Origin of the sequence: Streptomyces prunicolor (assembly GCF_045162825.1) — a bacterium.
GTDB classification, from domain to species: Bacteria; Actinomycetota; Actinomycetes; order Streptomycetales; family Streptomycetaceae; genus Streptomyces; species Streptomyces prunicolor.
This window is the reverse complement of record NZ_CP108676.1, coordinates 6,901,080-6,915,606: the sequence shown is the minus strand read 5'-3', so window position 1 is coordinate 6,915,606 and position 14,527 is coordinate 6,901,080. Positions and strand designations below refer to the sequence as shown.

Genomic DNA, 14,527 nt, shown 5'->3' with positions numbered 1-14,527 from the left:
CACGAGCGGTACGGGGACGAGCAGTTGGGAGGTCACGAACCGCCGCGCGCGTGATGCCGGGCGGCGGGCGGGAAGGCGTACAGGACGTCGGAGTCGGGTTCGTGGGCGTCGGTGACCTCGACGTACGCGCCGGGCACGGGCGGGGTCCGGTCCGGTTCGGCCCACACCGCGCGGTACAGGACGTGATCGAGTTCGACGTAGCCCTGCGGGTGAAGTGCCGTACGGACGACGGCCGTTCGGGACGGGCCGGGGCGGGGGCCGACCTGGCGGCCGTAGGAGACGGGGGCCGGTGCGGGTGGGACGGGCCGTAGTCGGGCGGTGGTCTCGGCGCTGGTCTCCTCGGAGGAGACCTCCGTCGCCGGGGTGCGGGAGCGGCGGACGGCGAGGACGAGGGCGAGGAGCAGGAGGAGGAGTACGGCGGTCAGGGCGAGTTGCAGGACTCGCGTGTGGTCCGTGGACTTGTGTCCGCCGAGTTCGGCGACGCCCACCTTCTTGTCGATCAGTTGGCCGCCGGTGAGCGAGGACTTCTTGAGCGCCTTGCACAAGTCGCCGTCACAGGTGGGGAGTTCGGCCAGTGTCCTGTCATCCAGGCGGTCGATCCGGGCGTCCCGGTCGACCAGCGCCTGGCCGGCCAGGACGATCAGCGCGCTGCCGCCCTGGCCGGTGTGGACACCGGCCGGTACCTGGACCCGAAGGTTCTTGAGGTCCCGGCGGACGGCGGCCTGGCCGCCCTTCTGGCCGGCGTCGAAGCCCAGCGGCTTGTTCAGCGTGACCGTGACCACGGCCCCGTCGTCCAGCGCGTCCTGCCAACAGCCCAGCCGCGTCGGAAAGTTCTTGCCGCAGTCCGCGCGCGCCGCGGCCGCCGCCCCCGTCGGAATCACCGCGATCAACAAGCCGAACAGCAGGGCAGTGAACAACGTATGTCTCATGACGACCCCCCGTTGGCGCCCATAGTGGAGCCAACAGGCGGGTGGCCGAAAGGGGTTGACTGAGAATGCTCAATTCATTTCTACAGCTGGAAAACCTGATGGCAACGGGTGAACATCTGTCGCGCCCGTTCCACCCAATCACTGGCCAGAACATCGAAGTCGGCCTGGGAGATCCGGCAGGTCAGCGGGAGGTCGCAGACCCCGGCGAGGCACGGTCTCGGTCCGCGTACGTCCCAGACCGAGAGCATGGGATTCAGCTGTTCGGTGTTCCACGCGTTCGACGCGGCGGCGGCGATCGCCAATTGATCCTTGCGCAGAGAATGACCGTCGGTGACAAAGGCGACAAGGAGTCTTTTCGTGGTCATGAAACGCACGGTGAGCGTACGCCCGGACGCCTCTAGATCGAATTGCAGGGAGAGGGAATCGACCTCGCTCTCGACGTGGTAATTCCGGCGGGCGCCCCAGGTGTGCGTCAACTGCCGCCAGGACGAGCCGATGTCGTAGTCCCGGCCGGGCGGGAGGGAGGCCTCAGGCGTCGCCACGGACCACCGCCCGCGTGACCATGTCGTCGGTGAGTCCCGCGTCCAGCAGTGCCTGCGCGTGCAGCAGCAGACAGGACGGCACCGGCAGGCTGGTACCGCCCCCGCGCCGGGCCGCCAGTTCACTGCGGCGGACCTCGATCGTGCGGGCGACGGCGGGCGGCGGCCACACCCCGGCACGCGGCTGCGCGAGCAACTCACCGAGCAGCAGATCGAGTTGGGGCCGGTCCTCGGGTCGCTTGGCCAGACAGCGCGCGAGCAGCGGCCGTAGACCCGCTGGTACGCCGTCGAGTTCGGGTGGGCGGTGTACGACCCGCAGGCTCACCGCCTCCCCCGCGCCGAACGGCGGGCGGCCGGTCAGCGCGTACACCAGGACACCGGCGAGGGAGAACACATCGCTGGGCGGGCCGATCCGACCTGCCGTCATCTGCTCCGGCGACATGAACGGCGGGGTCCCGACGACGATCCCGGCCCGGGTGAGGCTCGGGGCGCCCTCGACGCGGGAGATGCCGAAGTCGATGACGCGGGGGCCGTCCGAGGCGAGCAGTACGTTGGCCGGTTTGAGGTCGCGGTGGACCAGGTTGGCTGCGTGGATCGCCTGCAACGCCTCGACGAGGAACGCGCCGAGCCTGCGGACCTGCGCCTCGGGCAGTGGACCGTCGGCACGAACGGCCTCGGCGAGGGAGGGGCCGGGCACGTACATCGTTGCCAGCCAAGGGAGTTCGGCCTCGGTGTCGGCGTCGACCACGGCCGCCGTATAGGCGCCGCTGACCAGCCGGGCGGCGGCGACCTCGCGGGCGAAGCGCTCGCGGAACTCGCGCTCCGCGGCCAGTTCGGGCCGTACGACCTTCACCGCCACCTCGCGGCCGGCCGGTGAACGGCCGAGATACACCCAGCCCATCCCGCCGGAGCCGAGCCGCCCGGTGATCCGGTACGGCCCCACGCTCAGGGGATCGCTGACCGGTGTGCGCACCCCGCTCACCTCGCTTCGGGGTTCGTTGCAGGTTGTCCCGAGTGTCCCCCGAAATCCCTTCTCGGGCGGGGAGATGAGCGAAATGGCGGCCAGGGCGCGCATCCGGCGCGGGCGGGGCACCTTAGTTGAAAAGTGTGACACTTCTCGCGAAAGTGTCACACTTTTTCAACTACCCACCCCTACCCCGGCCCGCTGACGGGACGAGACGGGACGGGTGCCACGAGGTTCAGCCCAGGCGCTCCACCAGCGCGCGGTACTCGTCCCACAGTTCCTTCGGCGTGTGGTCGCCGAAGGTGTTGAGGTGGTCGGGGACCAGGGCGGCCTCTTCGCGCCACACGTCCTTGTCGACGGTGAGCAGGAAGTCCAGGTCGGACTCGGAGAGTTGGAGCCCCTTGGTGTCGAGGGCACCCTTGGCCGGCAGTACGCCGATCGGGGTCTCGACGCCCTCGGCCTTGCCGTCGAGGCGTTCCACGATCCACTTCAGGACCCGGCTGTTCTCGCCGAAGCCGGGCCACACGAACTTGCCCGCGTCGTTCTTGCGGAACCAGTTCACGTAGTAGATCTTCGGCAGCGTCGCCTGGTCGCGGCCCTTGGCCACATCGACCCAATGGCCCATGTAGTCACCCATGTTGTAGCCGCAGAACGGCAGCATGGCGAAGGGGTCGCGGCGCAGCTCGCCGACCTTGCCCTCGGCGGCGGCGGTCTTCTCGGAGGCCACGTTGGCGCCGAGGAAGACACCGTGGTTCCAGTCGAAGGACTCCGTCACCAGCGGTACGGCCGAGGCTCGCCGGCCGCCGAACAGGATCGCCGAGATCGGCACGCCCTTGGGGTCCTCCCACTCGGGCGCGATGATCGGGCACTGCGCGGCGGGCACGGTGAAGCGGGCGTTGGGGTGGGCGGCGGGCGAAGTGGACTCAGGCGTCCAGGAGTTGCCCTTCCAGTCCGTGAGGTGGGCCGGAGTCTCCTCCGTCATGCCCTCCCACCAGATGTCGTTGTCGTCGGTCAACGCCACGTTGGTGAAGACGGAGTTGCCCCACAGCGTCTTCATCGCATTGGCGTTGGTGTGCTCACCGGTGCCGGGCGCGACGCCGAAGAAACCGGCCTCGGGGTTGATCGCGTAGAGCCGGCCGTCCTCCCCGAACCGCATCCAGGCGATGTCGTCACCGATGGTCTCGACGGTCCAGCCGGAGATGGTGGGCTCCAGCATGGCGAGGTTGGTCTTGCCGCAGGCCGAAGGGAAGGCCGCCGCCACGTACTTGGACTCTCCCTGCGGCGGGGTCAGCTTCAGGATGAGCATGTGCTCGGCGAGCCAGCCCTCGTCCCGCGCCATCACGGAGGCGATGCGCAGGGCGTAGCACTTCTTGCCCAGCAGGGCGTTGCCGCCGTAGCCGGAGCCGTAGGACCAGATCTCGCGGCTCTCGGGGAAGTGCGAGATGTACTTGGTGGAGTTGCACGGCCACGGCACGTCCGCCTCGCCCTCGGCCAGCGGCGCTCCGAGCGTGTGCACAGCACGCACGAAGAAGCCGTCGGTACCGAGTTCGTCGAGGACGGGCTGTCCCATACGGGTCATGGTGCGCATGGAGACGGCGACATAGGCGGAGTCGGTGATCTCGACGCCGATCGCGGAGAGGTCCGAACCGAGGGGGCCCATGCAGAACGGGACGACGTACATCGTCCGGCCCTTCATGGAGCCGCGGAAGATGCCCTTTTCTCCCGCGAAGATGGCCCGCATCTCAGCGGGAGCCTTCCAGTGGTTCGTCGGCCCCGCGTCCTGCTCCTGCTCGGAGCAGATGAACGTCCTGTCCTCGACCCGGGCGACATCGGTCGGGTCGGAGGCGGCGTAGTACGAGTTCGGGCGCTTGATCGGGTCGAGCTTCTTGAAGGTGCCCTTTTGGACGAGCTCCTCGCTGAGCCGCTCGTACTCCGCTTCTGATCCGTCACACCAGACCACGCTGTCCGGCTGGGTCAGTTCGGCGATCTCGTTCACCCACGAGACCAGTTCTTTGTGCTCGGTTGGAATGACGGGGGGAGCCGCGATGTCGCGCGCCACGATTGCTCCTATGGTGAGGGATTTTGTCCTTGTTGCCCCGTGGGGGCCGCGACCCGGATGCTTCACGATGGTCGATCTTGGCGCTCATCCGGTGCCGACCGCACTCATTTGATCATCCGACGGGTCCGCCCATATGTCCAGAGGGCCTCACATACGAGCGACGTGAGGATCGCCACTCATCTGGAACTCGCCGACATGTTTTCCGTGCGTCACCACCGCTTCACCCCGGGTACCCGGGCGTCGGCAACGCATGAGAGAGTGGCCACTTCTGACCCCTCATCTCGCCGCACTGACACGTAACTTACGGTTCCGTAGGTACGATTGAGCGCATGACTGCGTCCGTCCCCGACGCGCCCACGGACACGCCGACAGACGGCCACGGTCCCTCCGCGCTCTCGATTCCCGACCACGTGAAACCGAAGCTGCGCGGCTGGCTGCACCTCGGCATGTTCCCGGCCGTCCTCATCTCGGGCCTGGTGCTCACCGCTCTCGCCGAGACCCCCCGGGCCCGCATCGCCTGCGGGATCTTCGCCCTGACGGCCTGCCTGCTCTTCGGAGTCAGCGCGCTGTACCACCGGGGCGACTGGAGCCCGCGCATGGACGGTGTCCTGCGCAGACTCGACCACGCCAACATCTTCCTGATCATCGCGGGCACGTACACGCCCCTGACGATGCTGCTGCTGCCGGGCGCCAAGGGCGAATGGCTGCTGTGGAGCATCTGGGCCGCCGCGGCGGCGGGCATCGCCTTCCGTGTCTTCTGGGTCGGCGCACCGCGCTGGCTCTACACCCCCTGCTACATCGCGATGGGCTGGGCGGCCGTCTTCTTCCTGCCCGACTTCATGCGCGCGGGCGGCATCGCCGTCCTGGTCCTGGTGGTCGTCGGCGGACTGCTCTACAGCGCGGGCGGGGTGATCTACGGCATCAAGCGGCCAAATCCGTCACCGCGCTGGTTCGGCTTCCACGAGGTCTTCCACTCCCTCACGGTGGCGGCGTTCCTGGTGCACTACGTGGGGATCTCCCTGGTGGCGTACCAGCACGGATAGCACCCGAGACACCTTCTCCTCATGGCCACGGCTTTCGAGCCGTGGCCATTTTTCATGCCCGTTCGCCTGCCGGCCGCCCGATCGCCATGTTTTGACATCAGATCCCGGTTGACAGCAACCATCTTTTGAGAGCTACTCTCATTTCATGGCTACTGTCACTCAACCCAACGACGTGCGACGCGACCCGCGCCGCTGGTGGGCCCTCGGGGCCCTGGTCGCGAGCATGCTCACGCTCGGCTTCGACACGACGATCCTCAACGTGGCGCTGCCCACGATGGCCGGTGAGCTGGGCGCCACCACCGGTCAGCAACAGTGGATGGCGGACTCGTACGTCATCGTCTTCGCGGCCCTGATGCTCCCCGCGGGCCTGCTCGGCGACCGCTTCGGACGGCGCCGCATGCTGATCGCGGGGCTCGGCATCTTCCTCGCCGGTTCCGTGGCCGGCGCCCTGGCCGGTGACGTGAACTGGGTCATCGCGGCCCGCACGGTGATGGGCGTCGGCGCGGCCCTGGTCACCCCGCTCGCCCTGTCCGTGCTGCCCTCCCTCTTCGGCCCCGACGAGCGCACCAAAGCCGTCGGCGTCATCTCCGCGGCCTCCTCGCTCGGCCTGCCGCTCGGCCCGATCATCGGCGGCTGGCTGCTCAACCACTTCTGGTGGGGCTCGGTCTTCCTGGTCAACATCCCGATGGCCGCGATCGGCATAGCGGCCTGCGTCTTCCTGCTGCCCGAGACCAAGGACCCCGCCTCCCCCAGGGTCGACACCCTCTCCACGGCGTTCACGGCGGCCGGCCTCGGCGCCCTCATCTACGCGATCATCGAGGCGCCCAGCCGCGGTTGGGGCGACCCGCTGATCGTGGGCATGCTCATCGGATCCGCGATTCTGCTGGCCGCGCTGGTGCTGCGCGAGCGGCGCATGGAACGCCCCATGCTCGACATGACCCTGCTCAGCCACCGCGGCTTCCTGTTCAGCTCGATCGCGGCGACCTTGGTCATGTTCGTCCTGTCCGGCCTGCTGTTCGTGCTGCCGCAGTACCTCCAGGCGGTCCTCGGCAACGACGCGCTCGGCACCGGCGTCCGGCTGCTGCCGATGATGGGCGGCCTGATCATCGCGGCCCGGGCCGCGCAACCGCTCGTCAACAAGTTCGGCTCCCGTGCCGTGGTCTGCGCGGGCCTGGTGGTCCTGGCCTTCGCCGCGCTGCTCGGCAGCCGTACGACGGTCGACTCCGGCTACGGCTTCACCGCGCTGTGGCTGTCCATCACCGGGTTCGGCTTCGGCTTCTCGATCGTCCCCGCGATGGACGGCGCGCTGGGTGCGCTGCCCCGCGACCGGGCCGGCAGCGGCGCCGGGCTCCTCATGACCATGCGCCAGGTCGGCGCCGCGATCGGCATCGCCCTGCTGGGCAGCCTGCTCGCGAGCACCTTCCGCGACCGCCTCGACGTCACCGGGCTGCCCGCGAAGGCGGCCGACACGGCCGGGGAATCGGTCATAGCGGCACACATGGTCGCGCAGAAGGCGGGCTCGACGGACCTCATCTCCTCCGCGAACAGCGCCTACGTCCACGGCATGGGCCTGGTCCTGCTGGTGTGCGGCGTCGCGGCCCTCGTCACCGCCCTGCTGTCGGCGGCGTTCCTGCCGAACACCCCGGCCGCGCCCACCAAGAAGGAGGAGGCCGAGGAAGACCCGGCCACTGCCGTGGCCATCGCTCTGGCGGATGCCGGACAATGAGCAGCATGACGGCAACACCCTCCCCCTTCAGCCCCGCCGAACGCCCTCAACTGGGCCTCCGCGAGCGCAAGAAGATCAAGACCCGCGAGGCGATCCGCACCGCGACGTACGCACTGGTCAAGGAACAGGGGTACGACGCGACCACGATCGAGCAGATCGCCGAGCGCGCCGAGGTGTCGCCGTCGACGGTCTTCCGCTACTTCCCCACCAAGGAAGACATCGTCATCACGGACGAGTTCGACCCGATCATCATGGATGAGCTGCGGGCCCGGCCCGTCGACGAGCCGTGGATGGTCACCCTGCGGTACGTGATGCTGAAGGCCATCAAGTACGGCATGAACGAGGACGAGGAGACCTCCCGGCTCCGGACCCATCTGATGGTCCAGGTCCCGGCGGTGCGCTCACGCATGATGGAGAGCATGTCGGTCACCGGCAACATGCTCTGCGAGTCCATCGCCGAGCGCACCGGCCGGGACCCCGAGAGCCTGGAGGTACGCGTCTACGCCATGTCCCTGGTCGGCGGCCTCATGGAGACGTCCCTGTACTGGGCGGAGAACGGCCACCGGGACGACTTCTCGGGGCTGGTGGAGCGCACGCTGAATGTGCTGGAGCACGGGCTCACCGAGTGAACCCGTGCTCCGGCAGCAACTACCCCTTCTTCTTCACGGTCTTGACGTCACCCTTCCCACAAGCCACCCCGTCCTTGTTCGGGTCGAGCCGCAGCGGATCGTCCTTGCCGTTGACCTTCAGGCGGCCGTAGTCGTTCTGCTGGAGCCATGAACAGCGGGCCGCAGTAGTCGACTTGACCTCCTTCGGGAAGACCGTCGGGACGCAGACGTTGATCGTGCCGTAGTGGCGGTCGCAGCCGGAGATGGTCGGGCTGACCTTCTGCGAGACGCGCTTCTTGCCGGGCTCGGTGACCTTGCCCGTCAGAGAGTCCGCGAAGGAGTGGACGTGGGCGGAGGCGGTGTCTGTAGTGAGCGCCGAAGGGCCTTGCAGGTGGACCCACTTGGCCACCGACGGGACTCCGTTGGCGTCGACCGCGAAGAGCATGTACCAGCCGGGCGGGGCCAGGTTGGGGTTGCTCGTCACGTTCAGGTCGACCGTGTTGCCGTTCACCGAGAGCGGCAGATCCACGAACCGCTGGTTCGGGTCCGAGGAGTGCGTGACCGCCGCCGGGCGGATCAACTCGGCCTTGGCGATGGGCCGGTCGACGGTGATCGTCTGGGTGTCGCCGTACTCCCACTCATTGTCGATGACCGAAGTGATCGTCGGCCGCGTGCCCTTGAGGAGATACGGCGGGGTGTAGATCGACACGTTGTGGTTCCAGGTGCCGTTGCCCGGGTTGTCGCCGGTCGACATCACCCGGCCGTCCGGCAGCAGGAACGAGGAGGAGTGGTAGCCGCGGGCCTCGGGGTCGGCGGCCACCGGGTCGAACGTCGTGGTCGCCGGGTCGAAGATCGACGCCTCGTACACCGGGTTCGCGCGGTTGTGCAGTCCGCCGCCCGTCTCCAGGACCGTGCCGTCCGGCAGGATCACGGTGGACACGTACATCTTGCCCTGGGCGCCGGTCTCGGCCACCGGGCCGTTCCCCAAGTCGACGGTCCCCTGCGGGATTTGGGGACCGACCGTGTACGTCGGGTTCGCGGCCTTGAGGTCGATGATGTCGGTCAGCCGGTTCGCGTCCGGGTTGGAGTCGATGTTGCCGCCGCCGACGGTGAGGACCTTCTGGTCCTGCGCCGGAGGCAGCAACACGCTTGCGGACTGGTCGCGTTCGTCCTTGTTCTGGAGTCCCGACACCGAAGTGATCGTGTTCGCGCCGTAGTCGTAGATCGCGCTGCCCGTCCCCGGGATGTTGTTCCCGAAGACATGGCTGCCCGTGTAGAAGAGCCGGCCGTCCTGCATCAGGACCATCGACGGGTACAGCCCCCAGTACGACCAGGTCTGGTTGACCTGCGACAACGGCAGCCACTTCTGCTGGGCGTCCGACCAGTACTCGGCGGTCACCGACCCCGTCGAGTCCTCGCGCAGCCCGCCGAAGGAGATGACGTCACCGTTGCCGAGCTCGGTCGCCGACGGGTACCAGTGACCGTCGTTGAGGTCGTTCGTCTTGCTGTACGTCTCGGTCACCGGGTCGAAGATGTACGAGTCCTTGTACCCCTCGTACCCGTGCGAACCGTCCGCCGCCGGGAACGCCTTGTTGCCGCTCAGCACCAGCACCCGGCCGTCCTGCAACTGGATGTGCCCCGAGCAGAACATGTCCTTCGGCGTCGGGATCACCTTGTACGTCCCGGCGACCGGGTCGTACACCGCGCTCGTGAACGTCCCCGCGTCGAACTGCTCCTCGCTGTTCCCGGAGCCCGCGATCAGCAGCACCTTGCCGTTGTTGAGCACGACGGAGTGCATCGAGCGCACCGGGTTCTGGGTGGGCAGTACGTCCCAACGGCCGTTCGCGCACTCCTCGGCGGTCGCCGTGCAGGTCGCGGGCGGAAGCGTGTCCGGGACCTGGTCCATCGTGTAATCGTCGGTGGTCGCGGACCCGGTGCCGTAGACCGAGACACCCCAGGTGATCCGGTCGGTACCGGCGGGCACCTCGGGCGTACGGACCGTGGCCTGGGTCCAACTGCCCTGCATCTCCAGGGTCTTGAGGTCGGTCCAGTACTGCCAACCGGCCGTCGCGTCATGCCGGAACAGCGTGATGTTCGCGTCCGGCGTGGTCGTCTTGTACCAGAGCCCGAGGTCGTACTGCTTTCCCGCCGTCACCACCGGCGCGCACCCCGTCGACTCGGTGATCAGCGCCTTCCGGTCACCGTCGACGCGCCGCGTCACGGTGACCTTCATGGCCTTCGAACCCGAGTGGGCATCCGAAGTCGTGGCGAAATCAAAGTCGTTGTCGCCCCAGCCGGACTTCTCCCAGCAGGACGGCATCCCGTCAGTGCCCGCCGTCTCGAAGCCCGGGTTGATGACGAGGTTCGCGGCCTCGGCGGACTGCGGCGAGGTGAGCAGCAGCCCGGCGGTCAGGGCGCCCACCCCGACGAAGGCGGTTCTTCTGCGGTACTTGTTCACACGGCTCTCCTTGGTGCTGTACGACTCTCCTTGCGGCTCCCTTTGCGGCGCGGGAGGTAGACCAACGCCTCTGTGCCCACGAAGCGCAGGACGAAGGTCATGACCAGCGCGAGCGCGGTCGCCGACACGGCGCCCATGCCGAACTTGTGGACGAACAGGGCGATCAGCGGGATCCGCAGCACCAGATCGGCGTTGGCGAGCAGCGCGAACCGGCCCGCCCGGTCCCACCAGTTGCGGTGCACGCGCCGGTCGCGGAACAGGAGGTGCTCGATGAGATAGAAGTTCCAGGCCACGCCCAGTTGGTTGGCGAGGATCTCGGCCGGGACGTAGTGCATGCCCGTCTTGGTCAGCGCCCACAGGCCGACCAGGTTCGGGATGAAGCCGGTGGCGCCGATCAGGCCGAACACGATCATGCGCGCGACCGGCGAGGCGGTGCGCAGGCCGAGGAGGTGGCGGAGGAAGCGAAAGCCTTCCTGCGCCGTCGATTTGGACTCCCCGGCGAACCGGTCCTGGAAGACGAACGGCACCTCGGTGACCTGGCGCGGACGGCTGCGTACGGCGAGTTCGAGCAGGATCTTGTAGCCGAGCGGCTTGAGCGCCTCCGCCGTCACCGCGCTGCGCCGGATCGCGAAGAAGCCGCTCATCGGGTCGCTGATACCGCGGAGTTTGCGCGGGAAGAGCGTCTTGGTCAGCCAAGTCGCCCCGCGTGAGACGGCGATGCGGTATCCGCCCGCCAGTCCTTCGCGGCTGCCGCCCTTGATGTACCGGGAGGCGACGACCAGTCCGGCGTTCGCGCGCTCGCCGGTGCCGACCAACTCCGGTACCAGGGACGGCGGATGCTGGAGGTCACCGTCCATGACGACGATCCAGTCGGACGTCGCCGCCTTGATCCCCTCGACGACCGCGCCGCCGAGCCCGCCGACCGCCTCCTCCCGGTGCAGCACGGTGACCGGGAACGGGCAGTCCTGCGCCGCCTCGGAGATCACCTCGGGGGTGTCGTCGGTGGAGTCGTCCACGAAGACGACCTCACAAGGCAGCCTGGTCGGCACCGATTCGGTGATGCGGTGAAGCAACTCCCGTACGTTCGCGGACTCGTTGAAGGTCGGTACGACGATGGTGACGGCGCCGGGCTCGGCGAGCTCCGCGCCGCGTACGGCCGGGTCGCCCAACTCCCCGGGGACTGTGGACTCTTGGCTCATCACTGGGCTCCCACGGTCTCGGGCTGGATCTGCCGGATCTCGATGCGGTCGTCGCCGGTGCCGAAGGTGGCGACCGGGGTGGAGTGCTCGATCGCCGCCTTGACGTTGGGCAGGTCGACCGCGTCGCGCCGTACCGTCGGGGAGGCCACCACGTAGTCGATGTCCTTCCAGCCGTGCGGCAACGTCTTCGTCACGGCGGGGTCGAGATCGGCCTTGTAGAACCAGATGACCCCGAGCCCGGGCCGGTACCCGGCGTGCACCAGGTCCAGCCAGAGCGCGTCGTCGACGAGGACGCGGGTGTCCTTCGGGTCGGCGACCTCGGTGGACAGCCACTGGGAGGCCGCCCGGTAGGGAGCGTTGGCGTCGGTGGTCATGGCGGTGCGGTCGCCGTCGTACCACTTCGGTACGACATAGGCGCCGGCCGCGATCGCGAGGACCACGGCGAGCGTGTACCGGCCGCCGGTGACGTACCGTTTCTCCCCCTCGGCGCGCCATCTGCGCAGCACCGCGTGGGCGACGGAGGCGGTGCCCCCGGCGAGCACGAGCGCGAGGAAGGGCAGCGCGCCGATGATGTACATCGCGGGCAGATAGCCGTTGGGGCGCATCGAGACCAGGGCGAGGATCGCCACGGTCATGGCCGGTCCGGCGAGCGAGCGGGCGGTGACCGACCAGCGCCAGGTGACCAGCAGGAGCAGGGCCCCGGCGAGACCGCCCAGCGGCAGGACACGGTCGTAGTAGAGCCAGGAGTGGAGGACGCCGTAGGAGCCCGTGCCCTGGTCGAGGATGAAGCCCGAACCCGGTCTGGTCATCTGGTACTTGAGGCCGTCCCACAGCGAGACGTGGCCGCTGCCCGGCAGCAACTCGCCCTTGAGCAGGGCGAAGAGGGGGTACGCGAGGCCGATCAGGACGCAGGCGGTGATGGCGCCGGTGAGCGCGAACTTGCGGGTGTCGCGGTGTCCGTGGCGCCACATGGTGAGCAGCAGCGCGGGCAGGACGATGAGCATCGTCTCCTTGGTGAGGACCGAGGCCGCACCGGCCAGACCCGCGCCGAAGTGGTGCCAGAGATGGCGACTTGGGGACGCGGCCAGACAGAACGCGAGCAGCATCCACATCACGGCGATGTTGTCGAGGAAGATCTCCCGCTGGAGGATCACGGACAGCGGGGAGAGCCCGAAGAGCACCATGCCGAGTCCGGCCGCCCAGCGGGGGAGCGAGAGGCGGCGGGCGAGGACGTAGACGAGGACCGCGCTGATCGCGCTGATGACCAGCATCGCGAGGCGCATGGTGCCGACGGTCATCGAGTCGGGGCTGAAGTGCGCGGGGATCCAGGTGAGCAGGGCGATCTGGATCCAGCCGAGGGGCGGATGGTCGTACCAGTAGGTGTAGTGGGCCAGGCCCGTGCCCTGTTGGACGGCCCAGGCCTGGGCGAGGTAGGTGCCCTCGTCGTCGCTGAGCGTCGGGTAGTCGGCGATGTTCCAGCCCTGCACGACGAGGATCGCGACGAGGAGCAGGCCGCAGAGGAGCAGGTCGGAGCGGGAGGAACGGAGCCGCGAAGGTGGCGCCGTTCGACTGGCCGAACCGGTTTCAGGCGCAGGCTGCCGCTGCGCGGGGACCGTGGTGGTCACCGCGGGGAGTGTGGAGGTCACGCAGGAACGTCCTCTCGGGTCACTGCGGTTTCGGTGAGATGCGCGCCGACGTGGGAGGTCAACTCCCAGTCGTTACGGCCGCGTTGCTCACGCCACACTGCGCGAATCGCGGCTCCGGCGAGGAGCACCTGGTAGAAGGGGCCGCCCACCACGAGCTTCAGATAGTGGACGGCGCGGACGCGGAGTCCGTACTGCTTGCCGAAGTCGTGCAGGCCGACGACCTCGAACACGAAGGTGACGGCGGCGGTGACCAGCGGCAGGAAGGTGAGGAAGGCGATGCCGACCGGCACGTCGAGGAAGAGCGCGACCGCCGCGTTGAGCGGGATGATGACCCCGGAGAAGGCCTGCAGGAACGGCGTCATCAGTGTGTAGCGGGCGAGCAACCGCTGCCCGAATCCCGGGAGTTGCTTCCAGTCCTTCTTCCGGTAGACCTGAAGGAAGCCCTGGTTCCAGCGAGTTCGCTGCTTGAGCAACGACATCAGCGAGCCGGGGGTCTCCTCCCGGGTCACCATGTCGGAGTCGTAGGCGACGACGACCTTCTTGCCGACGCTGGACAGCCGGACGCCCAAGTCGCAGTCCTCGGCAAGGCAGTTGGGGTCCCAGCCGTCGGCCTCGCGCAGGACGTCGGTCCGTACGAAGACGGTGTTGCCGCCCAGCGGGATGAACCCCTTCTGCGCGTGCAGATGCAGCCGGGACCGGAACCAGAAGAAGTACTCCAGGCAGTTGCGCAGGCTGTACCAGCTGGAGTGGAAGTTGATGAGCTGGACGCCCCCTTGGACGACGTCCGCTCCCGTCGTCCGGAACGCGTGGTCGACGTGGGCGAGCAGCGCCGGATGGACCTGGTCCTCGGCGTCGAAGACCCCGACGACATCGCCGCGGCAGTGCGGCAGCGCCGTGTTCATGGCCTTCGGCTTGTTCTTCTTCTCGTGCGTGTCGACGACGACACGGACGCGCGGGTCGCGCTCGGCGGCGCTGTTGGCCACCGCCGCGGTCTCGGGGTCGTCGTGCCCCACGATCACGATGATCTCGAAGTCGGTGTGCGTGGACTCCAGCAGCCGCTGGATGGTGTGGTCGAGCACGGCCTGTTCGTGCCGGGCCGGCAGCAGCAGGGAGAACGAGACGTGCTCGTCCCCGTCCGGGCTGCTGAATCGGGTGGAGGCGAGCACTTCGGGCGTACGCCACGCGTGCATCTGCCACCACAGGGTGAAGGCGGCCATCCAGAACAAGGCCAGCGAAACGACAGCGATGAAGACGGACGTCAGCAAGACAGATCCCCCCAGATCCAAATACCCCCTGGCGCGACGGTGAGTTACATCCGTCGCGGCACGAGGCAGAGACTATGGGCGATCTGTGAAG

11 protein-coding genes are annotated in these 14,527 nt (G+C 68.2%); 3 read left to right on the top strand and 8 right to left on the bottom strand.

Going from position 1 to position 14,527, the window contains the following annotated elements; translation table 11 throughout:
- Positions 1 to 32: 32 nt before the first annotated feature.
- From OG588_RS31895 to OG588_RS31880, 4 genes are all read right to left on the bottom strand, one after another.
- Positions 33 to 929 carry a hypothetical protein gene (locus tag OG588_RS31895; RefSeq protein ID WP_405950269.1) on the bottom strand — a complete coding sequence of 299 codons (897 nt, stop codon included), beginning with the start codon at positions 927 to 929 and terminating at the stop codon, positions 33 to 35.
- 80 nt (positions 930 to 1,009) lie between these two features.
- A complete protein-coding gene (locus OG588_RS31890) occupies positions 1,010 to 1,471 on the bottom strand; it encodes a hypothetical protein (protein WP_019055861.1) in 462 nt (153 codons plus the stop codon).
- The gene (locus OG588_RS31885; protein WP_405950268.1) at positions 1,458 to 2,441 is read right to left on the bottom strand and encodes a serine/threonine-protein kinase; all 984 of its coding nucleotides are present in this window, start codon (positions 2,439 to 2,441) and stop codon (positions 1,458 to 1,460) included. The genes OG588_RS31890 and OG588_RS31885 overlap by 14 nt, the downstream gene beginning before the upstream one ends.
- A 226-nt stretch (positions 2,442 to 2,667) precedes the next feature.
- On the bottom strand, positions 2,668 to 4,491 hold the full coding sequence (locus OG588_RS31880; RefSeq protein ID WP_405950267.1) for a phosphoenolpyruvate carboxykinase (GTP): 1,824 nt from the start codon (positions 4,489 to 4,491) through the stop codon (positions 2,668 to 2,670).
- A 329-nt stretch (positions 4,492 to 4,820) separates the two neighbouring features.
- Here OG588_RS31880 and OG588_RS31875 point away from each other — a divergent pair, with 329 nt between their 5' ends.
- The 3 genes from OG588_RS31875 (at position 4,821) to OG588_RS31865 (ending at position 7,889) form a co-directional block, all read left to right on the top strand.
- A complete protein-coding gene (locus OG588_RS31875) occupies positions 4,821 to 5,534 on the top strand; it encodes a hemolysin III family protein (protein WP_019055859.1) in 714 nt (237 codons plus the stop codon).
- A 145-nt stretch (positions 5,535 to 5,679) separates the two neighbouring features.
- Entirely contained in the window at positions 5,680 to 7,260 is a 1,581-nt protein-coding gene (locus tag OG588_RS31870; RefSeq protein WP_405950266.1) for a DHA2 family efflux MFS transporter permease subunit, read from the top strand.
- Positions 7,257 to 7,889: a TetR/AcrR family transcriptional regulator gene (locus OG588_RS31865; RefSeq protein WP_405950265.1), complete on the top strand. Its 633-nt coding sequence runs from the start codon at positions 7,257 to 7,259 to the stop codon at positions 7,887 to 7,889. The genes OG588_RS31870 and OG588_RS31865 overlap by 4 nt, the downstream gene beginning before the upstream one ends.
- Positions 7,890 to 7,908: 19 nt before the next feature.
- Here the strand turns inward: OG588_RS31865 and OG588_RS31860 are convergent, their stop codons facing one another.
- The 4 genes from OG588_RS31860 to OG588_RS31845 are packed head-to-tail and all read right to left on the bottom strand — an operon-like array spanning position 7,909 to position 14,436.
- A complete protein-coding gene (locus OG588_RS31860; protein ID WP_405950264.1) occupies positions 7,909 to 10,326 on the bottom strand; it encodes a galactose oxidase-like domain-containing protein in 2,418 nt (805 codons plus the stop codon).
- The gene (locus OG588_RS31855) at positions 10,323 to 11,525 is read right to left on the bottom strand and encodes a glycosyltransferase (RefSeq protein WP_405950263.1); all 1,203 of its coding nucleotides are present in this window, start codon (positions 11,523 to 11,525) and stop codon (positions 10,323 to 10,325) included. Before OG588_RS31855 ends, OG588_RS31860 begins: the two co-directional genes overlap by 4 nt.
- Positions 11,525 to 13,171 (bottom strand): ArnT family glycosyltransferase, encoded by a 1,647-nt coding sequence (locus tag OG588_RS31850; RefSeq protein WP_405950262.1) that lies wholly within the window; start codon positions 13,169 to 13,171, stop codon positions 11,525 to 11,527. The genes OG588_RS31855 and OG588_RS31850 overlap by 1 nt, the downstream gene beginning before the upstream one ends.
- Positions 13,168 to 14,436 carry a glycosyltransferase gene (locus OG588_RS31845; RefSeq protein WP_405950261.1) on the bottom strand — a complete coding sequence of 423 codons (1,269 nt, stop codon included), beginning with the start codon at positions 14,434 to 14,436 and terminating at the stop codon, positions 13,168 to 13,170. Before OG588_RS31845 ends, OG588_RS31850 begins: the two co-directional genes overlap by 4 nt.
- Positions 14,437 to 14,527 lie beyond the last annotated feature (91 nt).